We start from the raw sequence: 21,121 nt of genomic DNA, 5'->3' as shown, positions 1-21,121 counted from the left end.
GATCACTCCGTGTTTGTCGCGGCGAGTGCCGAGACATCCACGTCGAGGACGCGTGCGATGTCTTCGGCGCTGATCGGACCGGTCCGCAGGATGCGTGGCTGCGCGCCGGTCAGATCGACGATGGTGGACGCGGCCTGTCGCTGCGCCGGTCCGCCGTCCAGGTAAACCTCGACGAGATCGCCGAGCTGCTCGCGCGCCTCTGCGGCGGTGCCCGCCGCGGGACGCCCGGAGACGTTCGCACTGGACACTGCCATGGGGCCGACCTCCCGCAGGAGTTCGATGGCCACCGGGTGCAACGGCATCCGCAGCATGACGCTGCCGTTGGCGTCGCCGAGGTCCCACTGCAACGACGGGGCCTGCTGCACCACCAGGCTCAACGCGCCGGGCCAGAATGCCCGGATCAGTTCGCGGGCGGTGTGCGGCACCGAGTAGACCAATCCCTCGATCGTGTGCCACGACCCGACGAGCACGCCGACCGGCATGTCCCTGCCGCGGCCCTTCGCCGAGAGCAGGGCGGCCACCGCCTCCGGGTCGAACGCGTCGGCACCGATTCCGTACACGGTGTCGGTCGGCATCACCACGAGCCTGCCGCCTTTGACCGCGCTCACCGCCGAGGCGATACCCGTGGCCCGCTGGTCGGCGTCCGCGCAGTCGAACAGCTCGGTCATCTCAGCTCCTCGCGCAAGACCATCGAATCAGCTTCGCCCAACCCGGGCCGCGGTGACAAAGCGGGGTCGTCCGGCCAGATCGCGGTGCGGCGTCACCCCGGTGAAGTTACCGTTGCCGGTGAACGCCGCGACCGTGCGGTGCGAGGTGGTGTCGTCGTGTTCGACCGCGCACCGGGCGCCGCCGCGCAGCCACCGGGCGCCCAGGGTCACGATCGGGCCGATCACCGACATCCCGTCGGGGCCGCCGAACAGGGCGTGTGCCGGATCATGGGCGGCCACTTCGGGTTCGAGTTCGGCCCCATCGGGAATGTAGGGCGGGTTCGCCACGAGCAGGTCGACCCGGCCGTCGAGTTCGGGCATGAGCCCGGGGGTCGTGACATCCGCAGCCTGCACCTCGACGCGGGTTCCGGCGGCGTTGCGCCGGGCGTAGTCAAGGGCGGCGGGCGAGTCGTCGATGGCGATGATCCGCGCATCGGCTCGTAGCTGCGCCAGCGCCAGCGCCAATGCACCGGATCCGGTACACAGGTCGACGATCAGCGGGTTGGCGGGAAGCTGTTGGCCGGCAGCCCATTCCAGGAGCGCTTCGGTTTCCGGGCGGGGTACGAAGACGCCAGGGCCGACGGTCAGCGTCAACGGTCCGAACGCCGCGTTGCCGATCAGGTGCTGCAACGGCACCCGCCGCGATCTGGCCGCGATCAGTTCGTCGTAGGCCTGCTGAAAGTGCGTGCCCGGTTCGTCGATCAGCATCAGCCGCCCCCGATCGGTGTCCGCGGCGTGGGCGGCCAGCAGTTCTGCGTCGACGCGTGGGGATCCGACGCCGGCCTGCGCCAGGGTCGCAGTCGCGGCGTCGATGGCCTCGCGGATGGGGGTCATGCCTGCTGCAGTCGGGCCTGCTTGTCGGCGGCGGCCAGCGCGTCGAACAGGGGATCAAGCTCACCGTCGAGCACCTGGTCAAGGTTGTGCGCCTTGAAGTTGATCCGATGATCGGCAATCCGGTTCTCGGGGAAGTTGTAGGTGCGGATCCGCTCGCTGCGGTCCACGGTGCGGATCTGGCTGGCCCGGTCGGCGGAGGCATCGGCCTGCGCCTGCTCCTCGGCGAGCAGCTGCAACCGGGCCGCGAGCACCTGCATCGCACGGGCCTTGTTCTGCAGCTGCGAGCGTTCGTTCTGGCAGGTGACCACGATTCCGGTGGGCAGGTGGGTGATGCGCACCGCCGAGTCGGTGGTGTTCACCCCCTGGCCGCCCTTGCCCGACGATCGGTAGACGTCGATGCGCAGGTCCGACTCGTCGATCTGGACCTGTTCGATCTCCTCGGGCTCGGGGTAGACGAGAATTCCGGCGGCCGAGGTGTGTACCCGGCCCTGTGACTCGGTGACGGGAACCCGCTGCACCCGGTGCACGCCGCCTTCGAACTTCAGCCGCGACCACACCCCTTCGGCGGAGTCACCCTTGCTGGCGATGGTGAGGGTCGCGTCCTTGTACCCGCCGAGGTCCGACGTGGTCTCGTCGAGGACGGTGACGGTCCAACCGTGTCGTTCGGCGTAGCGGATGTACATCCGGGCCAGGTCGGCGGCGAACAATGCCGATTCCTCACCGCCCTCACCCGACTTGACCTCGAGCACGACATCGTCGGCGTCGTGCGGATCACGCGGGGCGAGCAGATCGGTCAGCTGTGTCTCCAGCTGACCGACCGTCGCGGTCAGCTCGTCCACCTCGGCGGCGAAACTGGAGTCGTCGGCGGAGAGTTCGCGAGCCGCTTCCAGGTCACCGCGCGCGGCCTCGAGCTTGCGGTAGGTCGTCACGACGGGGGCGAGTTGCGCGAAGCGGCGGCCCACCTTCCGCGCGGCCGCGGCGTCGGCATGCAGAGCGGGGTCGGAGAGTTGGCGTTCGAGGTCGGCGTGCTCGGCGAGCAGCGCCTCGACCGCTGGTGCGGTGTCTGTCACGCCAACCTCCTCCACATGTTTCCTGAAACGAGAACGGCGCCCGGACCTGACGCGAATGCGACAGATCGGGCGCCGTTGACGTAGCTAGTTGTCGGCTGCAGCCTTCGTGCCGGCCCGCTTGCCGTAGCGCTTCTCGAAGCGCGCCACGCGGCCGCCGCTGTCGAGGATCTTCTGCTTGCCGGTGTAGAAGGGATGGCACTGCGAGCAGACCTCTGCGACGATCTGTCCGCTCTGCTTCGTGCTGCGCGTGGTGAACGAGTTGCCACAACCGCATTGCACGGTGGTCTCGACGTACTCAGGGTGAATGCCCGTTTTCATGGTGTCCTCTTCAATCGTTGGCCCGGGTCGCCCGCACTTATCAGAAATCAGACGTGAACCGGTACCGAGGGTCAGCGGCCCATTATGCCAAATCAACCGCCAGCAGCCTAAACGCATGATGAGCAGCTGCTATTCCACGCCTGGTGCGGCCCCCCACAGGCCGTGGCTCCCAATATGTGGAACGCCGCGTGAGGAGGGTGTTGTGCGGGCGGCCGGTGGGTAACCGAGATTAGGCGCCTCACCGTTGGATCAAACCCCGTCAGCGGTGGGGCGCCCGGCTGTTCACCGAGAACGACCGGCCCTCGCGGCGCCACACCAGCCGATTGTCGGGTTCGGCGCCCAGGGCCACCAGTTCACGTTTGAGGATCTTGTTGGTCGCGGTGATCGGCAGATCCTCGGCGATCCACACGTGGCGCGGCCACGCCTTCGGCGAGAGATCCCGTTGGGCGGCCAGAAACTGCTCGAACTCTCGGGGGGTCAAGGTGGCGTCATCCTGCAGCACAATCGCCGCCATCACCTGATCACCTACGTATTCGTCGGGTACCGGGTAGACCGCCACGCGATTGATCGCGGGCAGCCGCAACAGTATTCGTTCGATCGGCGCAGTGGTGAGGTTCTCCCCGTCGACGCGCATCCAGTCGGCGGTGCGTCCGGCCAGATAGATCCAGCCGTCGGCATCGCGGTAGGCCAGGTCCCCCGACCAGTACATGCCGTGACGCATCCGTTGGTCGGTGGCGCCCTGATCGTTGTAGTAGCCGCGGAACAGCCCGCTGCCACTGGTGTTGACCAACTCCCCCACCGCGGCGTCAGGATTGGCCAGGGCGCCGGTGTCGTCGAACTCGGCGACCGCGCACTCGCTGACGGTGTCGGCATCGTAGATCGCCACCCCGGGAAAACCCTTGCCGATCGAGCCGGGCGGACAGTCGTCGGGACGGGTGATGATCACCGCGGTCTCGGTCGATCCGAACCCGTCCCACACCGCGCAACCGAACCGCCGGGAGAACGCCTCGATGTCACGGTCGGCTGCCTCGTTGCCGAATGCGATCCGCAGCGGATTGTCGTCGTCGTCGGGGTGGGCCGGGGTGGCCAGGATGTAGGCCAGCGGCTTGCCCACGTAGTTCATGTAGGTGGCTTCGTAGCGGCGGATGTCGGACAGGAATCCGGAGGCGGAGAACGTCGCCGGAGCCATCGCCGCTCCCGCGCCCAACGCCACGCTCCAGCCCGCGTACACGGCGTTGGAGTGGAACAGCGGCATGGCCAGATAACAGACGTCGTCGGCGGTCAGCCCGTATCGCTGCACGAGCGCACTGCCTGCGAACAGCACCATCGCGTGAGGCACCTCGACCGCTTTGGGTTCTCCGCTGGTACCGGAGGTGAAGATCATCATGAAGGTGTCGTCGGGGGTGACCTCACGGTGCGGGATCAGGCGCGGCCGAGCACCGGGACCGCCTGCCCACTGGGCGGTGGACACGTCGATGACCCTCACGCCGGGCAGTTCCACGCCATCGAGCAGCTGCCGGTGATCGGCATCGGTGAGCAGTATCTGGCAATCGACACGGGCGACATCGCGGGCCAGCGCATCACCGCGGCGGGTGGTGTTGATCCCACACAGCACGTAGCCACCGAGTGCCGCCGATGCCAGCGCGGTGAGCATCTGCGGGGTGTTTCCCATGAGTGCACCCACGTGTAGCGGACGCGCCGGATCCGCCGCGTCGATCAGCGTCACGGCCTGGGCTTCGGCCTCGGCGACATGTTGGCGCCAGGTCCACCGCTGGTCGCCGTGTCTGATGGCGACGGTGTCCTGCCCGGCACGTTCGCGTAGCAATTGCTGCAGCGTGTCGGCCATCGGTGACCCCTCGGGACGAGTGAACAGATTGAGAAAACTGTCTACCACGGTCGAGGCTCGACCCGGTAGTGTCTGCCCCTTGGCAGAATCATTGCTTGTCCCGCACCCCGAGACCAGGAGCCTCTCCGTTGAATAGCACCACGGCACCCCGCACCGTGCGCGATCGGCTGATCGACGCGGCAGAGGGGTGTCTGCGCGCCAAGGGCATCCGCGCCACGACGGTGTCGGAGGTGGCCGAGGCCGCGGGCGTATCCCGCGGCTGGCTGTATCGACACTTCCCCGACAAGGCCACGCTGCTCGGTGCCGCGATCGTGCGGCTCAACGAGGCGTACTGGTCCGAAGCCCACGCCGTGTTGAAGCAGTACGAGGGGCTCGATCAGCAGCTCGCCGCCGGGATCCGGCACGCCCGCTCGGCCTATGACGACCCCGGCGCGCTACTGATGAAGCTGCGCGTCGAGGAACCCGACGAGTTCGCCGCATGTGCAGGCGCCGGAGTCCAGGGGCTGGTCCCCGACCTGGCCGAATTCTGGTCGCCCTACGTGGTCGCGGCGCGTGACGCCGGCGAGATCCATGCCGACACCGACATCCCTCAGGCCTCGGAATGGCTTGCACGCGTCATTCTTTCGTTCACCACAGTGCCCGGCCAGCAGCTGGATGCCGGTGATTTCGACGCCGTGCTGACCCACCTTCGCCGGTATGTCATGCCGGGTTTACGGGTCGACCCGGCGGTCTAGGCCGTATCTGGCAGATCGGGCGGCCGGGCCGCGCTCGCCGGGACCGACGCACGAAAAAAGCCGCCACCTCACGGTGGCGGCTTTCTCGTCGGACCGACTCAGTCGTTGTCCATGTTGCCCGGCGTGGTCTTGGAGACCTGCACCAGGAACTCGTAGTTCGTCTTGGTCTTGCGCAGCTGGCTCATCAGCAGATCGATGGCCTGGTGGCTGTCCAAACCGGACAGCACCCGGCGCAGCTTGTGCACGATGCCGAACTCGTCCGCCGAGAGCAGCAACTCGTCCTTACGGGTACCGGACGGGTTCACGTCGACCGCAGGGAACACCCGACGCTCGGCGATCTTGCGGTCGAGCTTGAGCTCGGCGTTGCCGGTGCCCTTGAACTCCTCGAAGATGACCGTGTCACCGGTCGAGCCGGTCTCGACCATCGCCGTGGCGATGATCGTCAGCGAACCACCGAACTCGATGTTGCGCGCCGCGCCGAGGAACCGCTTCGGCGGGTACAGCGCGGTGGAATCCACACCACCGGACAGGATGCGGCCCGAGGCCGGCGACGCGTTGTTGTACGCGCGACCGAGGCGGGTGATCGAGTCGAGCAGCACGACGACATCTTTGCCCTGCTCGACGAGGCGCTTGGCCCGCTCGATTGCCAGCTCGGCAGCCTGCGTGTGATCTGAGGGCGGCCGGTCGAACGTCGACGCGATGACCTCGCCCTTGACCGAACGCTGCATGTCGGTGACCTCTTCAGGCCGCTCGTCGACGAGCACGACCATCAGATGGCATTCGGGGTTGTTCGTGGTGATCGCGTTCGCGATGTTCTGCATGATCGTGGTCTTGCCCGCCTTGGGCGGGGACACGATCAGGGCGCGCTGGCCCTTGCCGATCGGCATGATCAGATCGATGATCCGGGTGGTGAGCCGGTCGGGCGTGGTCTCCAGACGCAGCCGCTGATTCGGGTACAGCGGGGTCAGCTTGTTGAAGTCCGGGCGCTTCTTGGCATCCTCCACGGGCCCGCCGTTGACGGTGTCCAGGCGTACCAGCGGATTGAACTTCTGGCGGGGGTTCTGGCCGCCGCCGTCACCCTCGCGAGGCACGCGCACCGCGCCGGTCACGGCATCACCGCGACGCAGACCGTTCTTGCGCACCATGTTCATCGAGACGTAGACGTCATTGGGTCCGGCCAGGTAGCCCGAGGTGCGGACGAAGGCGTAGTTGTCGAGGACATCGAGTATGCCCGCGACGGGCTGCACGACGTCGTCGTCACGCAGTTCCGTTTCGTTACCGCCGCCGCCGGCCTCGCCACCGCGCTCACCACGACGCCGACGATCACGGAACCGGCGACCCCGCCTGCCCTGGCGGCCGTCACCGTCGTCGTCCCCGGAGTTTCCACCGAAGTTGCCGCCGCGATTCTGCTGATCGCCCTGCTGATCGGACTGATCGCCGCCCTGCTGCCGGTCGGGCCGGTCCTGCTGCCTGTCCTGCTGCCGGTCGGACCGGTCCTGCTGCTTGTCCTGCTGCCGGTCGGACCGGTCCTGCTTGTCGGCAGTGTTGCCCTGCTCGGACTTCTCCGGCTTTTCGGACTTGTCCTGTTTGGGTTGCCGGTCCTGCTTGGGCTGACGGTCCTGCTTGGGCTGCTTGTCCTGCTTGGGCTGCTTGTCCTGCTTGGGCTGTGCCTCAGCGGGCTCGGCCTGCTTGGGCTGCACCTCGGCCGGCTTCTCAGCCTCGCCCTCGGACTGTGCCTGCGGGGCGTCGGCGGCCGGCGCGCCGGCTGCGCGACGGGACGAGCCACGCCGCTCACGGCGTGGTGCGGCAGGCTGCTCGGCCTGCTGGGTATCGGTAGGCGCGGCCGTTTCGGTGGCAGCGCCCGCGCTGCGCCCGTTGGTCTGCTCACGATGGGCGCGGATGGCAGCGACGAGTTCGCTCTTGCGCAGGCCCGACGCGCCCTCGACACCAATCTCCTTGGCCAGCGCGCGAAGCTCGGGCAGCACCATCGTCGACAGCGACGCAGGACGTGCGCCCGCGGCGCGCGACGTGGTGCCGGAGGTGGGCGCCGACGAGGCAGCGGCTGGTGCCTCGGATGGTGTTTCCGTGGCACGCACGGCGTTGATGTCTGATGTCACGGCGTTCGACAGATCCCCACTGTCATTGGAGCTATTTGCCGTGAAGAGGTCCGTTTCAGTCACGGATTTCCTTTCTTTCCCCGCTGATTGCGTTGCGCGAGGGTTCCCCAAAGGTCAACTCGCAGTCAGCGAAACCGCTGACTGCGCACACCGTCACCTGAGCAACGGTGATTGCCGGGCCCGCCGATGAACGGCGAACCGTCAGTCCACGTGTAAAACACAAGAAGATTGGGTGGTCGTCCTGGTGTTGGCGCAGGCAGAGACGCTGCGATTACTGGACGTCAGCGAGAATATCCCGCTTTGGTGCAGGAAGCAAGCAACATCCGTGCTCCGCGTGTGGCGCCTGATGCGCACTGGCTCTCCGACCGGTCAGTTCCGGGCCGGAACGCCGGCTCGCCAGCGCACACCCGTACCCACCGTCATCTCCGCAACGGTGAACCCGTTGGCGGTGCCGTATTCGAGGGCCTCCGCGGGTAGTCCTACCTGCGGACTCAGCCCCAGAACCGAGGGACCGGCCCCCGACAGCACCGCTGCAATGCCATAACGCCGCAGGATCCGCAGGTATTCCGCCGACGCGGGCATGGCCGCCGCGCGCTGGGGTTGATGCAGCACATCCCGCGTGGCCGCCATCAACAGGTCCGGCCGTTCAGTGAGCGCCACGACCAACAGTGCGGAGCGACTGAGATTGAACCTGGCCTCGACATGGCTGACCTGCTCGGGCAACAGGACGCGGGTCTCCGCGGTGGACGACCGCTGCTTCGGCACCGCTGGAAACAGCCGGATGTCGGGATGCAACCGCACCGGTGCGGCGGCATACCGCGCCTGCGCACCTTCGTCGAGGTCGGTCCACGACACCACCGCGCCACCGAGCACTGCGGCCGAGGCATTGTCCGGATGGCCCTCGAACTCACTGGACAACTGGATCAGCTGTTCTTCACTCATTGGATCTGAACCAGATTGTGTTACAAGGCCATTGACCACAGCCAGGCCGCCCACCACAGCAGCAGCCGACGACCCGAGACCACGCGAATGTGGAATATCGTTGCGGCAACGCACAATCAGTCCCGCAGCGGTATACCCGGTCGCCCGCAATCCGGCCTCGATTGCTCGGACCACAAGATGCGAGGCATCAAGGGGCACCTGCCCGGAGCCCTCGCCCTCGACCTCCACGCGAAGGCCGGATTCGGTTGTCTCGACGACGATCTCGTCATAGAGACTCAAGGCCAGACCGAGGCTGTCGAAGCCGGGACCAAGATTGGCACTCGATGCCGCGACGACTGCGGTAGCCGTCAGCCCGGCGGGCAGAATCTTCCTCACCTGAATCAGACCAGACCGAGCTTCTCGACGACGGCGACGGGATCGACGGGCACTGCAGTGACCGGCGGCATGCCCTTGAGGGCCGTGTCGGGGTCCTTGAGACCGTTACCGGTGACGGTGCACACCACGGTGGAGCCCGGTTTGACCCAACCATCCTCGACCGACTTGAGCAGGCCGGCAATGCTGGCCGCCGAGGCGGGCTCGACAAAGACCCCCTCGGTGCGGGCCACCAGATGGTAGGCCGCGAGGATCTCCTCGTCGGTGGCCGCCAGGAAGCGTCCGTTGGACTGCTCCTGGGCCTCCACCGCCGAGTTCCACGACGCCGGCGACCCGATTCGGATTGCCGTGGCGATGGTCTCGGGGTTGCTCACCGGCACACCATGGACCAGGGGGGCCGCGCCTGCAGCCTGGGTGCCCAGCATCCGCGGCAACCGATCCGCCAGGCCGTCGCGGTGGTATTCGCTGTAGCCCCGCCAGTACGCGGTGATGTTGCCCGCGTTGCCGACGGGCAGCGCATGCACGTCGGGGGCGGTGCCCAGCGCGTCGACGATCTCGAACGCCGCGGTCTTCTGCCCTTCGATGCGGACCGGGTTGACGGAGTTCACCAGCGCGATGGTCGGGAAGTCCGCGGTCATCTTGCGGGCCAGTTCCAGACAGTCGTCGAAGTTGCCGTCGATCTGAATGATCTTGGCGCCGTGCATGACAGCCTGCGCCAGCTTGCCCATCGCGATCTTGCCCTGCGGTACCAACACCGCGCAGGTGATACCGGCCCGGGCGGCATAGGCGGCAGCCGACGCCGACGTGTTGCCGGTGGATGCGCACAGCACCGCCTGCTGGCCGCGGGCCAGTGCGTCGCTGACCGCCATGGTCATGCCGCGGTCCTTGAAGGAGCCGGTCGGGTTGAGCCCTTCGACCTTCAGATGCACTGTGCAGCCGGTCTGCTCACTCAGCCGCTTCGCGTGGATGAGCGGGGTGCCGCCCTCCAGCAGGGTGATCGGTGTCCAGTCGTCGGTCACTGGCAACCGGTTGCGGTAGGCGGCGATGAGACCCGGCCAGGGCTGGTGCACCGGGCTCTGTACTGCGGTCATGGGTTGGTCCCTTCCATGCGGAGCACGCTGTTGATGGTCTGCACGACGTCGAGATCGGCCAGCGCCTCGACAGTCTCGGACAGCGCCGCGTCCGTCGCCTGGTGGGTGACCACGACAATGCGCGCGCCGCACGGCTGTCCCTCGTCGTCGACCATGCCCTCCTGGCGCACCTCGGCGATGCTGACTTCACGCTTTCCGAATTCCGCTGCCACAGCAGACAACACGCCGGGCTTATCGGAGACGTTCATGTTGACGTAATAGCGGGTGGGGATGAACCCGATGGGCGCGATCGGCAGCTTGGCGTACTTCGATTCGCGCGGCCCACGGCCGCCCTGGACGCGGTTGCGCGCGGCCATCACCACATCTCCCATGACCGCGGACGAAGTCGGGGCACCACCGGCGCCCTGACCGTAGAACATGAGCCTGCCTGCGGCCTCCGCTTCTACCACCACCGCATTGAAGGCACCGTTGACCGCGGCCAGCGGATGCGTCAGCGGAACCAGCGCCGGGTAAACCCGCGCCGAAACCCGTTGCTTTCCTTCGTCGTTGGTGAGCCGCTCACAGATGGCGAGCAGCTTGATGGTGCAGCCGAGTGCACGGGCCGAGTCGAAATCCTCTGAGCTGACCTTGGTGATGCCTTCGCGGTACACGTCGTCGGCCGTAACTCTGGTGTGGAAGGCGATTGAGGCCAGGATCGCAGCCTTGGCCGCCGCGTCGTAGCCCTCCACGTCAGCGGTGGGATCGGCCTCGGCATACCCGAGTTCGCCCGCATCGGCCAGAGCCTTGGTGTAATCGGCCCCGGTGCTGTCCATCTCGGAGAGGATGTAGTTGGTGGTGCCGTTGACGATGCCGGCCACCCGTAGCACGGTGTCACCGGCCAGTGACTGGGTCAGCGGACGGATCACCGGGATGGCGCCGGCCACCGCCGCTTCGAAATACAGGTCGACACGCGCCTTCTCGGCAGCTTGCGCCAACTCCCCGGTGGACTGCGCCATCAGCGCCTTGTTGGCGGTGACAACCGATTTGCCCTGCTCGAGGGCCGCCAGGATGGCCTTGCGTGCGGGTTTGACGGGGCCCATCAGCTCAACCACGATGTCGACGTCGTCGCGCGATACCAGCGCATCGATGTCATCGGTGAGCAACTCCGCCGGGACGCCGCGGTCGTCGGAGACCCGACGCACCCCGATGCCCCGCAGTTCCAGGGGCGCACCGATGCGCGCCTCGAGATCGGGTGCGCTCTCCTTGATGATCCGCACCACTTCACTGCCGACGTTGCCCAGACCCAGTACTGCCACGCCGACGGACTTCTTCGCAGCGCTCACACGCCCACCTCCAGACTCAAAAGATCCTCGACGGTTTCTCGCCGCAACACCAGCCGTGCTTTGCCGTCCCGGACAGCCACCACGGCGGGGCGGCAGAGCAGGTTGTAGCGGCTCGACATCGAATAGCAGTACGCCCCGGTGGCTGCCACGCCCAAGAGATCGCCGGGCGCGATATCGTCGGAGACCCAGGTGTCGCGGACGACGATGTCGCCGCTCTCACAGTGCTTTCCGACAATCCGGGCCAACGCCGGCGGGGCATCGCTCACCCGGGAGACCAAGCGCGCGTCGTATTCGGCCGCATACAGCGAGGTCCGGATGTTGTCGCTCATCCCACCGTCGACACTGACGTAGCGGCGGTGGGCTGTCGGGCTGATCGCCACGTCTTTGACGGTGCCGACCTCGTAGAGGGTGATGGTCCCCGGTCCGGCGATGGCCCGACCGGGTTCGACGACGAGTTTCGGCGCCGGCAACCCGACGGCCGCCGACTCGCTGCGCACGATGGCCAGCAGTTTGTCGGCGAGGTCCTGCATGGGTGGCGGGTCGTCGTGCGGGAGGTACGAAATGCCGAGCCCACCACCGAGGTCGACGATCGAGATCTGCGCGGTCTTGTCCACACCGAACTCGGCGACCACATCACGCAACAGGCCGATCACCCGGTGCGCGGCAAGCTCGAATCCGGCGACGTCGAAGATCTGGGAGCCGATGTGGCTGTGCAGGCCGACCAGTCGCAGATTGTCGGCGGTGAACACCCGCCGCACCGCTTCCATCGCAGCGCCGGTGGCCAGCGACAGTCCGAACTTCTGATCCTCGTGCGCGGTGGAGATGAATTCGTGGGTATGGGCCTCCACTCCCACGGTGACCCGCACCAGCACGTCCTGGACGACTCCCGCCTGTCCGGCGATCGCGTCGAGCCGGTCGATCTCGATCATCGAGTCCAGTACCACGTGGGCGACGCCGGCCTTGACCGCCATTGTCAGCTCGTCGACGGATTTGTTGTTCCCGTGCAATGTGATTCGATCCGCCGGAAAGCCCGCGTGCAGCGCGACGGCCAGTTCCCCGCCGGTCGCCACATCCAGCGCCAAACCTTCCTCGTCGACCCACCGCGCGATCTCACTGCACAGGAAGGCCTTGGCCGCGTAGTGGACGTATTCGCCACCCCCGAATGCCGCGGCGATATCGCGGCAGCGTGATCGGAAGTCGTCTTCGTCGATGACGAACAGCGGGGTGCCGAACTGCGCCGCCAGGTCTGCCACCGAGACCCCGGCGATGGACACCACACCGTCGTCGCCGCGAACCAGGTTGCGTGGCCACACATTCGGGGCCAGCAGCAGGATCTCGTCAGCACCCTGCGGCTTCTCCGGAGCTTCGGTGTGATGGATCTCCTCGGCGTGCCGGGGACCGGCCGGGTGCGCGTTCACATCCGCTCCGGAGCGTTGACACCGAGGATGGCCAACCCATTGGAGATGACCTGCCGGGTGGCCTGGCACAGCGCCAGGCGCGCCGCGTGCAGGTCGCCCGGCTCCTCATCGCCCTGCGGCAACACCCGGCAGGAGTCGTAGAACCGGTGGTAATCGCCTGCCAGGTCCTCCAGGTAGCGGCACACGCGGTGCGGCTCCCGCAGCGCGGCGGCAGCTTTGAGCACCCGTGGGAACTCGCCCAGGTTGCGGATCAGCGTGCCCTCTTTGTCGTGGGTCAGCAGATCCAGGTGGGCGGTGTCGGCGGTGACACCCAGGTCGGCGGCGTTGCGAGCCAGCGCACACAGCCGCGCGTGCGCGTATTGCACGTAATAGACCGGGTTTTCGCTGGATGCACTCGACCACAACTGCAGATCGATGTCGATCGGGGTGTCCACCGACGAACGGATCAGCGAATACCGGGCGGCGTCCACACCGATGGCCTCGACCAGGTCATCGAGGGTGATCACAGTGCCTGCCCGCTTGCTCATCCGCACCGGCTGGCCGTCACGGACCAGGTTGACCAACTGCCCGATCAACACCTCGACGGTGTCCGGGTCGTCGCCGAGGGCGGCGGCCGCCGCCTTGAGCCGTGCGATGTAGCCGTGGTGGTCGGCGCCCAGCATGTAGATGCACAGATCAAAGCCACGCTGCCGCTTGTCCAGGTAGTAAGCGAGGTCACCGGCGATGTATGCCGGGTTGCCGTCACTCTTGATGACGACACGGTCCTTGTCATCGCCGAACTCGGTGGTGCGCAACCACGTTGCGCCGTCCTTCTCGTAGATGTTCCCGGTCTCACGCAGTTTCGCGATGGCCTGCTCGACGCGTCCCGACGTGTGCATCGAATCCTCGTGCGTGTACACGTCGAAGTCGGTGCCGAACTCGTGCAGCGACTCCTTGATATGGGTGAACATCAGATCCACTCCGATAGACCGGAAGGTCTCCTGTTGCTGCTCGGCAGGCTGGGTCAGCGCGTCGGGCGCCTGCTCGAGCACCTTGGCGGCGATGTCGGCGATGTAGGTGCCTGCGTAGCCGTCCTCCGGGGCGGGCTGTCCGTGCGCCGCTGCCACCAGGGACCGCGCGAACCGGTCGATCTGGGCCCCGTGGTCGTTGAAGTAGTACTCGCGGGTGACCGCGGCGCCCTGCGTGGTGAGCAGTCGCCCGAGCGCATCCCCGACGGCGGCCCAGCGGGTACCGCCGATGTGGATGGGGCCGGTCGGATTCGCCGAGACGAACTCGAGGTTGATCTTGGCGTCCAGATCGGTGGAGCTGCCATAGGCCGCCTCGGCGGACAGCACGTCGGTGACGATGACGCCCTGTGCGGAGGCCTCGATGCGCAGGTTGACGAAGCCGGGGCCTGCCATCTCGGCAGCCGCGATGCCGTCGGCGGCGGTGAGCGCGGCCGCCAGCCAGCCCGCCAACTCCCGCGGGTTGACGCCGACCTTCTTACTGAGCTGCAGCGCAAGGTTGGTCGCATAGTCGCCGTGCTCGGGGTTGCGTGGTCGCTCGATGGTCACAGTCGCAGGTAACGCGGCGGTGTCCAGGTCATGTTCTGTCAGCACCGCGGCGGCAGTAGCCTTGAGCAGCTCAGCGAGGTCGGCGGGGGTCACGAGGGTCCATCCTATGGTCTGGGGTCCTCACGCCCCGAATCCATATTCGGCTCTGCATGCGCTAGGCTGTGCAAGCCCAATCGGCGCAGCTTTCACGAGCACGCGCCCCCGTAGCTCAGGGGATAGAGCGTCTGCCTCCGGAGCAGAAGGCCGCAGGTTCGAATCCTGCCGGGGGCACCAGTTCAGCGCGTATTTTCGACATCATCGGGCAACTACCGGGCAATAGCGGGGCGCGAACGTCACGGCCGACGGCAACCTTGTGGAGTTCCGCCACGGACAAGCATCAGGTGGCAAGGCCGTGGTTAAGTAGCAGGGGGTGCACGGGTGGACGCAAACGCTGAGGTGCTGGGCGATGTATGCGACGCTCTTCGTGTCGGAGACCCTGGTTCCGCCAAGGCGATCCTCAAGTCGCGCTATCCGTTCGAGCCGGCAGAGAAGATCGTCCGCCGGTACTCGATAGGCCAGTCGATGGGCCTGTTCCTGCGTGATGGCTTCATCGACCGCTACACGGGCAACCGACTCATTAACCCCGGTGTTCTCCGCCTCCTCCATGTTGTACTCAGGGACGACTTCCCCGCGCATCCGAATTGGAAGGCCTCAGAGACGCACATCGCCTTCTGGGAGTTGTTCCCGACGGTCGATCACCTAGTGCCAGTCAGTCGAGGTGGGAAAGACGAAGAGCGGAACTGGGTCACAGCGTCGATGCTGAGCAATCAGGCTAAGGCCCACTGGTCGGTGGACGAACTCGGTTGGACGCTGCATTCGCCTGGTGCGGTGCAGGAGTGGGACGGGCTGTCGCGGTGGCTGGTCGACTATCTCGCGGCGAATCCGACCGTGTTGGAGGAGGCGGCCGATCCTCACCGTGGCTACATCGGACGTTGGCTGACGGTTACGAAGGTGGCGCTAGAAGCGCACGGCCTACCGGTGGAATTCCGTCACGGACAACCATCTATATCGAAGGGTGAGGTGTAGGTGTTCTATCGAATCGGCCCGGCCAGGCCCGTCATCGCACCATGCCGCAGCTTTCATCGGTCGCGTGTTAAGGGCTTCGTCCTTGATATGTTGCTGCCATGGAGGACCCCGTGTCGGCAGGTGGCGGTCTGAATGGTCTCGGTGACGAGTTCGTTGCCTACTACCGGCCGGACGACGAAACTCTGCGGTCGTCTTACGCCACCGGGGTAGTGGTGCTTGACACCAACGTCCTCCTCGACCTCTATCGGCTGTCTCCTACCGCGCGAAACAGCTTGATGAACGTTATCGAGGGGCTTAACAGAAGCATTTTCGTCCCACATCAGGTGGCCAGCGAGTTTCATCGCGGCCGAGCCCGCGCAGTCGCGGAGCGTTTGGAGGAAATCGAGCACTCACGGTCTCAACTCGATGAGGTTCGCAACAAGGCAAAGGGAACGATCCGCCATATAGCGACCCGTGCATACGGCACTGCTGCCCGCGCCACCGATTCGATCAACGCCGTGATTGCTGGATTTAAAATCGCTTTCGACTTCGTTGACCAAGCGGCAGCTGAGTACGACCTAGAGCCCGACTCGATGATCGGACGAACCGAGGCAATCTACGACAGGCTCAGTCTCGCGGTCGCCGGACGCGTGGGCCGAGCGCCAGACCCGAGTCAGATCGCAAGCGACGAGGTCGAAGGCCGTCGTCGCGCTGACGCGGAGGAGCCACCGGGATTTAAGGACCGAGGTAAAGACGACAACCCATACGGAGATTATCTGTGGTGGGCCGAAATTCTGCGCTATTTGGCTGGTAAGAAAGTCCCTCTAATCGTCGTGAGTAACGATAGAGCGAAGGGTGACTGGACCCACAGCTCTCGCGGGATCGTAATCGGGCCAGACCCGAGACTCGTTCGCGAAGTAAAAGACATCACCGAACATGGCTTCTACATGCGGTCCACTAGCGAATTTCTTGGGGACGGTGCTCGCTTCTTCGACTTTGAGGTTTCCGCCGAAGCGGTCGATGAGGCGCGGTCCATAGCCGCTTCCCAAAAGCCGGCGCAGGAGGTCGACTTCGCCGACGTTGCCGTAATCGCTAGAGTGCGCCCCGATGAGCTCGAAGAGTTTCAAGCCCAGGGGTGGCTCCCTGCGGCGGAATCCAGATGGCACTGGTCTGATGTTCGTCGCGCCTCGATACTCGCCCGGGCACGAGAGGCTGGTGCCGACGACGACGTACTTGCGCGGATCAGCGACTTCACCTGTGGAGAGCGCCCTCCTGCGCACAACGTTCTCGTCGTCGATCCCGAGAGTTGCGCTTGGCTCCGGCGTCAGGCGGCCGACGAGTACATCGACAATTTGACTTCGCCTCCCGTGGTCGTCATCCGGCTGCGAGACTTTGAACGCAAGATGCGCATAATTCAGGCATCTTTGATGCGGGAATCCGAAACTGATTTCGACTAGTCGCGCCTGGCGACTGCGGTGAAGCAGTAGCGACGATTTGTCAGTGTGTGTCTGACGGAACCGCATGGAGTCCGGCGTCTGGTAAGAGTTTAGTTCTAGCAAACCGCAGTGCTGAGCACGGAGAAGTATGAGCGAGAAGAAGATTCGGTCGTCGTCGGGCACCTCGGTGCATCGCATCGAACTGGTCGATGGCCAGCTGCCCGACATGGCCTGCGGCGTCAACGGAGTGGCACAGCAGACGTGGTTCCGGCCCACCCACATTGATGTGGAGTTCGACCCGAAAGGCGTAGTGGAGACCCGCATCTACGGCCTGCAAATCAAGCAAGACGGCTCCATGAGTGAGCGTGAGTTAGACCATCGTTGGCGTCGGTAATCACCGAGCACACCCCAGCTCGGCTCGGTTCGACCGACGGGAGATTGCCGAGCGACGCGATGAAGTTTCGCCACGGACAGCCGCATAAGTCGAAGCAGTAGCTGGGCCGAGCGCTCATGGGCGTCAGTCGTCCTTGACGAGGCGCAGAACCGGGCGCTGGTCCTCCTCTCCCAAGAGGTCACGCAGCTGCCCAGGGCTGATCTTGAGAACATCCGCGAGAACGGGTACGCCAGCGCCGTGCTGACCAGCCAGATCGACGCCCTTTCGCAGAAGCGTCGCTACCTCACCGGGGTACGCGCTGGTGGGGTCCGCCGAAGGGTCGTATGTCATGGCCAATCGCTGGTAGGCCCGCCGTGCGGACGAATCGGTGGTGCGATGCCGCTCAACCATCCGACGGACCAATGACTTTGGCGAAACACCCCACGTTCGACCCAGTCGATGCAGGGCCGGTAGATCGAGCCTTTCGGGCAGCACCGCATCCATAGACGCGGCAGGAGTTAGAAATGCCGCGGCGAACTCGTCTGCTTCACGCTCCACCGCCTGGCTCGATTCGCCGGAGTCTCCATGTAGGAGCAAGTGGCCGACCTCATGAGCGATCGAAAATCGATGTCCGAATACGTTTTCGCTGCGGCGGGGTGTTGTGATGATGATAGGACGGTCCACGATCACTACGGAGAAGGCGTCGACCGCATCGACCTCGCCAAGGGGACGCACCGCTACCACGATGCCGTGGGACTCCACTTTGGCTACCAAGTGCTTCACCGGCCCATCGGGAAGGTTCCAGTGCCTGCGCAGCATCACAGCGGCGTCCGCAGGCGCGGTGCCAGGCTCAATTTGCGGTAGGTCTGGTACCGGCAGCCTGACGTACCGCTCAAGCGCGAAGGTCAGTTCCCACATCAATGTTGCCGTCGCGACTGCTCGTTGACGGTCGCTCGCGCGCGCGGATCTCAAGCTCCGAAAATGCGCATGGACGGTGTCCATACGGGCGAGAGGACGGCCCACCCCGAAGAACCCCGGTCGAACCTTCAGAGCCTTCGCCATTCGATCGATTACATCAGGACGCGGCGAGTTGACACCTGCCTCGTACTGTCCGATCGCAGCAGGCGAAACACCCACTTCTGCGGCGAGGTCCGTCTTGCTTATCGAAAGGCGCACACGGGCCTGAGTCAGCCGCGCTGGGTCGAATCGACCATGCGTTTGGCCGGCCTCGGGCCAGTCGAACAAGCTTGGCGGATCATCACTCATCCGTGTTCGGGCGCTCCTGCGGCCGCGGCTCCACCGAGGGACCGTCTGGCGTGCCGCTGTCGAACGAGTCCCCACTCGACGTATCGCGATCGGTGTCCGAGGTGGGCTCCCAGATCGACTCCAGCCCACGAACTTCGACCTTGCCGGTGGGTTCGTCCAGAACGGCGACTCCCCAACTTATCGACTGCAACTGCCACGGCGACGATTCAACCATCACCAGCACCACCGGCATCTTGTCGCCTGCTGCCCGCAGTGTGTGACCGAGTTCGCCGCCCGGAGGATCGTCGTCGTCAGCCCGGCCCTCGTCCACTAGGACGGGATCGAACAACATCGGTGGCGGGGGCGACGCGGCGAAGCCGTTCTTTCGCGTCGGACTCGAAGCGAAGAAGCTGACCGCATCGGCAGACCCGGGGACCCGCCACACGTACACCAGGCAGTCGTTCACCACTGGGATCTTGTAGCCAGCCGGAGTGAGCTTCTGCGACTGGAAGCCGCGCCCCGTCAGCGCATCATTGGTGTCGTCCAGCAGGTCGCGCCACTGACTTCCGAAGGCCATCGAATATCGCGTGCCCGCGACTTGATGAGCATCTGCGAAGCGATTATGTCGAGACCGAATGACCTCGACCAGCACGTCACGGACTGTTCGCGCGTGCGGGCCGAGAGCGTTGTTGGGCGAAGTCGAAACCATGGCGGCGTCTCCTGTATCCGCGTCCGGGAGCGTGGATCGAACAGGACGCGACTTTAGTATTGCACACGCATCGCGCACAAAGGCTTCATCTGCACAGTGAAAATGCGCAAAGCGAGCCGGGTTGGCGACCGCCGGAACAGTGAGCGGCCGCTCGTTACCCGCCGATACGTCGGCGCATCCACGCCGGGGGCGGCGGCAGTTGGCCCAGGCGGCCGGCCGGCGCGGCAATGGTGATCACTGCACCGGCTGCCGAAGCGAGGGTGTCGTAGGTGATGACCGCCGCTGCCACCGAGTCGGGCTGGTGTTGTCCGGCCTCCCAGCTGAACATGTCGGCCTCGAGGTGCGGCAGCTGGCCCGCGATGCGGCACCTGCCGGTCTCCAGCGCGGCGATCAGGCCTTGCGAGCGGGCCAGAGCGTCGCCACGGCGCGGGCTGCCCCTCGGCGGCCAGCTGCTCACAGTGACCGTGTTGTCGAGACCGTGGCGTTCGACGGCCTCGCGCAGCAGGCGGGTGTAGGTGGTGGCGGCGCTGTAGCCCTCGACCACGATCCGCGAGGCGCCGATGGCGACGGCCAACTCCACCGCCTTGGACGCCCAGGTGTCCGACGTCATGCGGGCCGAGACGTCGTGGGTCAGCGCGATGCGGCCGTCGCGGCCCACCTGCCCGGCGACGATGCCGGTCTCGTCGCCCTCGCCGGAGTCGGCAGGATCGACGCCGACGACCGTGAGAGTCGGGCCGCGGGACGCGGCGATCAGGCGGTGCCCGTCGATCCACTCGCGTTTGATCAGCCCGCCCTCGGGGCTGGTCGGGGTGCCCAGATACATCGCCGCCCACTCTCGCGAACCGACCTCGGCCTTGATGCCGTGGAACCGTTCGAGGGTGAATCCGTTGGCCGATGTGAGCGCGGTACCGGACATGTTGCGCTGCAACGCGTCCGGTACCCCGCTGGTGCTGATGGCGGGGATGTTGACCGACCGCCAACGGCTATCGGACTCGGCCAGCAGCGACCCGGCGATGTCGTCCTCGGCCCACCGGGTCAGGACCACGATGGCACTGCCTCCTGGCATCAGGCGGGTCAGCAACGACGCCTTGAACTCGTTGAGCAGGCGGCGTTTGTAGGCATCGGAGTCGGCGTCCTGGGCGCCCTTCACCGGGTCGTCCACGATCAGGTAGTTGGCACCGAATCCCGTTGTACCCGACAAGATGCCACCGGCGAGCATGCCACCGCGTCGGCCGTCAACGCGCCAGCGACCAACGGACTTGCGGTCCTCGGCCAACGCGAATCCCAACGCTGCGGAGTGCTCAGCGATCAACGCCCGGGCGGCAGCGGAGTGCTCCTCGGCCAGCTGGTCGCCATAGGACTTCAGAATGATCTCGCAGTCGGGGTCGCGCATCAGCAGCCACACCGGGAAGATCCGCGATACCAGCGTCGACTTGCCGAGCCTTGGCGGCATGGTGAGCACCAGGCGACCGTCGTCCTCCTCCACCGCGCGCACCAGCTCGTCGCTGATAAGCCGGATGCTCGGGGTCACGTGGTAGCCGGGAATCAACATCACCGCCAACTCAGCTGGGGATGCCGGTCGACGGCGGCTGCGGCGAACGGCCAGCGCACCGGCGGCGGTCAAGGTGGCCACGCTGTTCGACGTCATCAGAGCACCTGGAACTCGCGCGGATGACGTTCGGGGCCGGGCGCATTGGCGCCGTGCTCCAGGCGGCAGTAGTTGCGGCCCGCGATCTTGACGACGTAGACGGCACGGGACTCGAACAGCCGGGTCAACGCTTCACCCTGCGAATGCCAGTCACCGGGCAGCTGCGGACGGATGGTGCGCCACGGCACCAGCTCGCCGTTAGCGGCCTCCAGGGCGGCCAGGACGGCGGCGTCGATCTCGTCGTTGATGGCCGGGTTGGTTCGTGGGGCGTAGTCCGATGGGGCGGTAGTCATGGTGATCTCCTCGGAGATGTCGTTGGGGTCGAACCTGTTTGGGCACCAC

Annotated in this window: 19 protein-coding genes and 1 tRNA gene; 5 read left to right on the top strand and 15 right to left on the bottom strand. The window is 65.9% G+C overall.

The genetic code is table 11. The annotated features are described in order from the left end of the window. Positions 1-2: 2 nt before the first annotated feature. The 5 genes from M1247_RS07255 to fadD1 all read right to left on the bottom strand — a co-directional run bounded on the left by M1247_RS07255 (position 3) and on the right by fadD1 (position 4,775). Positions 3-668: an L-threonylcarbamoyladenylate synthase gene (locus M1247_RS07255; RefSeq protein WP_317155584.1), complete on the bottom strand. Its 666-nt coding sequence runs from the start codon at positions 666-668 to the stop codon at positions 3-5. Positions 669-695: 27 nt separating this feature from the next. Continuing rightward, positions 696-1,541: a peptide chain release factor N(5)-glutamine methyltransferase gene (gene prmC, locus M1247_RS07250; protein WP_317155583.1), complete on the bottom strand. Its 846-nt coding sequence runs from the start codon at positions 1,539-1,541 to the stop codon at positions 696-698. Then, positions 1,538-2,611 (bottom strand): peptide chain release factor 1, encoded by a 1,074-nt coding sequence (prfA, locus tag M1247_RS07245; RefSeq protein WP_317155582.1) that lies wholly within the window; start codon positions 2,609-2,611, stop codon positions 1,538-1,540. The genes prmC and prfA overlap by 4 nt, the downstream gene beginning before the upstream one ends. A gap of 84 nt (positions 2,612-2,695) precedes the next feature. Continuing rightward, positions 2,696-2,929 (bottom strand): 50S ribosomal protein L31, encoded by a 234-nt coding sequence (rpmE, locus tag M1247_RS07240; protein WP_317155581.1) that lies wholly within the window; start codon positions 2,927-2,929, stop codon positions 2,696-2,698. Positions 2,930-3,188: 259 nt separating this feature from the next. Beyond that, positions 3,189-4,775, bottom strand: a complete 1,587-nt coding sequence (gene fadD1, locus M1247_RS07235; protein ID WP_317155580.1) for a fatty-acid--CoA ligase FadD1 — start codon at positions 4,773-4,775, stop codon at positions 3,189-3,191. A gap of 128 nt (positions 4,776-4,903) precedes the next feature. Here fadD1 and M1247_RS07230 point away from each other — a divergent pair, with 128 nt between their 5' ends. Then, the gene (locus M1247_RS07230; protein WP_317155579.1) at positions 4,904-5,509 is read left to right on the top strand and encodes a TetR/AcrR family transcriptional regulator; all 606 of its coding nucleotides are present in this window, start codon (positions 4,904-4,906) and stop codon (positions 5,507-5,509) included. A gap of 98 nt (positions 5,510-5,607) precedes the next feature. Here the strand turns inward: M1247_RS07230 and rho are convergent, their stop codons facing one another. From rho to argS, 6 genes are all read right to left on the bottom strand, one after another. Then, positions 5,608-7,689 (bottom strand): transcription termination factor Rho, encoded by a 2,082-nt coding sequence (rho, locus tag M1247_RS07225; RefSeq protein ID WP_317155578.1) that lies wholly within the window; start codon positions 7,687-7,689, stop codon positions 5,608-5,610. Between the two features lie 306 nt (positions 7,690-7,995). Then, a complete protein-coding gene (thrB, locus tag M1247_RS07220) occupies positions 7,996-8,943 on the bottom strand; it encodes a homoserine kinase (protein ID WP_317155577.1) in 948 nt (315 codons plus the stop codon). 5 nt (positions 8,944-8,948) lie between these two features. Continuing rightward, complete coding sequence (gene thrC, locus M1247_RS07215) at positions 8,949-10,031, bottom strand: threonine synthase (RefSeq protein WP_317155576.1); 1,083 nt, start codon at positions 10,029-10,031, stop codon at positions 8,949-8,951. Then, the gene (locus tag M1247_RS07210) at positions 10,028-11,353 is read right to left on the bottom strand and encodes a homoserine dehydrogenase (protein WP_317155575.1); all 1,326 of its coding nucleotides are present in this window, start codon (positions 11,351-11,353) and stop codon (positions 10,028-10,030) included. Before M1247_RS07210 ends, thrC begins: the two co-directional genes overlap by 4 nt. Further along, positions 11,350-12,771 (bottom strand): diaminopimelate decarboxylase, encoded by a 1,422-nt coding sequence (lysA, locus tag M1247_RS07205; RefSeq protein ID WP_458695190.1) that lies wholly within the window; start codon positions 12,769-12,771, stop codon positions 11,350-11,352. Before lysA ends, M1247_RS07210 begins: the two co-directional genes overlap by 4 nt. Beyond that, positions 12,768-14,417, bottom strand: a complete 1,650-nt coding sequence (argS, locus tag M1247_RS07200; RefSeq protein WP_317155574.1) for an arginine--tRNA ligase — start codon at positions 14,415-14,417, stop codon at positions 12,768-12,770. Before argS ends, lysA begins: the two co-directional genes overlap by 4 nt. 104 nt (positions 14,418-14,521) lie before the next feature. On the opposite strand from argS, the gene M1247_RS07195 reads away from it, so the two are divergent. From M1247_RS07195 to M1247_RS07180, 4 genes are all read left to right on the top strand, one after another. After that, positions 14,522-14,597: transfer RNA gene (locus tag M1247_RS07195), tRNA-Arg, on the top strand. A gap of 144 nt (positions 14,598-14,741) precedes the next feature. Continuing rightward, entirely contained in the window at positions 14,742-15,389 is a 648-nt protein-coding gene (locus M1247_RS07190; RefSeq protein ID WP_317155573.1) for an HNH endonuclease, read from the top strand. A gap of 98 nt (positions 15,390-15,487) precedes the next feature. Continuing rightward, positions 15,488-16,825, top strand: coding sequence for a PIN-like domain-containing protein (locus M1247_RS07185; protein WP_317155572.1), 1,338 nt, complete (start codon positions 15,488-15,490; stop codon positions 16,823-16,825). 127 nt (positions 16,826-16,952) lie between these two features. After that, the gene (locus tag M1247_RS07180; protein ID WP_317155571.1) at positions 16,953-17,198 is read left to right on the top strand and encodes a hypothetical protein; all 246 of its coding nucleotides are present in this window, start codon (positions 16,953-16,955) and stop codon (positions 17,196-17,198) included. Between the two features lie 123 nt (positions 17,199-17,321). On the opposite strand, the gene M1247_RS07175 is transcribed toward M1247_RS07180, so the two are convergent. The 4 genes from M1247_RS07175 to M1247_RS07160 form a co-directional block, all read right to left on the bottom strand. Next, positions 17,322-18,443 carry an XRE family transcriptional regulator gene (locus tag M1247_RS07175; RefSeq protein ID WP_317155570.1) on the bottom strand — a complete coding sequence of 374 codons (1,122 nt, stop codon included), beginning with the start codon at positions 18,441-18,443 and terminating at the stop codon, positions 17,322-17,324. Then, entirely contained in the window at positions 18,436-18,999 is a 564-nt protein-coding gene (locus M1247_RS07170) for a hypothetical protein (protein WP_317155569.1), read from the bottom strand. The genes M1247_RS07175 and M1247_RS07170 overlap by 8 nt, the downstream gene beginning before the upstream one ends. Positions 19,000-19,285: 286 nt before the next feature. Beyond that, positions 19,286-20,779, bottom strand: coding sequence for a terminase large subunit domain-containing protein (locus M1247_RS07165; protein WP_317155568.1), 1,494 nt, complete (start codon positions 20,777-20,779; stop codon positions 19,286-19,288). Further along, positions 20,779-21,072, bottom strand: a complete 294-nt coding sequence (locus tag M1247_RS07160) for a hypothetical protein (protein ID WP_317155567.1) — start codon at positions 21,070-21,072, stop codon at positions 20,779-20,781. The genes M1247_RS07165 and M1247_RS07160 overlap by 1 nt, the downstream gene beginning before the upstream one ends. Positions 21,073-21,121: the final 49 nt, after the last annotated feature.

This window comes from Mycobacterium appelbergii (genome assembly GCF_032883035.1).
In the GTDB taxonomy this organism is placed as follows: domain Bacteria; phylum Actinomycetota; class Actinomycetes; order Mycobacteriales; family Mycobacteriaceae; genus Mycobacterium; species Mycobacterium appelbergii.
This window is presented reverse-complemented; position numbering and strand designations above follow the sequence as displayed.

Coding starts and splice junctions, on each gene's coding strand:
- M1247_RS07255 (WP_317155584.1), bottom strand. CDS start 668: ATGACCGAGCTGTTCGACTGCGCGGACGCCGACCAGCGGGCCACGGGT.
- prmC (WP_317155583.1), bottom strand. CDS start 1,541: ATGACCCCCATCCGCGAGGCCATCGACGCCGCGACTGCGACCCTGGCG.
- rpmE (WP_317155581.1), bottom strand. CDS start 2,929: ATGAAAACGGGCATTCACCCTGAGTACGTCGAGACCACCGTGCAATGC.
- fadD1 (WP_317155580.1), bottom strand. CDS start 4,775: ATGGCCGACACGCTGCAGCAATTGCTACGCGAACGTGCCGGGCAGGAC.
- thrC (WP_317155576.1), bottom strand. CDS start 10,031: ATGACCGCAGTACAGAGCCCGGTGCACCAGCCCTGGCCGGGTCTCATC.
- M1247_RS07185 (WP_317155572.1), top strand. CDS start 15,488: ATGGAGGACCCCGTGTCGGCAGGTGGCGGTCTGAATGGTCTCGGTGAC.
- M1247_RS07180 (WP_317155571.1), top strand. CDS start 16,953: ATGAGCGAGAAGAAGATTCGGTCGTCGTCGGGCACCTCGGTGCATCGC.
- M1247_RS07175 (WP_317155570.1), bottom strand. CDS start 18,443: ATGAGTGATGATCCGCCAAGCTTGTTCGACTGGCCCGAGGCCGGCCAA.
- M1247_RS07170 (WP_317155569.1), bottom strand. CDS start 18,999: ATGGCCTTCGGAAGTCAGTGGCGCGACCTGCTGGACGACACCAATGAT.
- M1247_RS07165 (WP_317155568.1), bottom strand. CDS start 20,779: ATGACGTCGAACAGCGTGGCCACCTTGACCGCCGCCGGTGCGCTGGCC.
- M1247_RS07160 (WP_317155567.1), bottom strand. CDS start 21,072: ATGACTACCGCCCCATCGGACTACGCCCCACGAACCAACCCGGCCATC.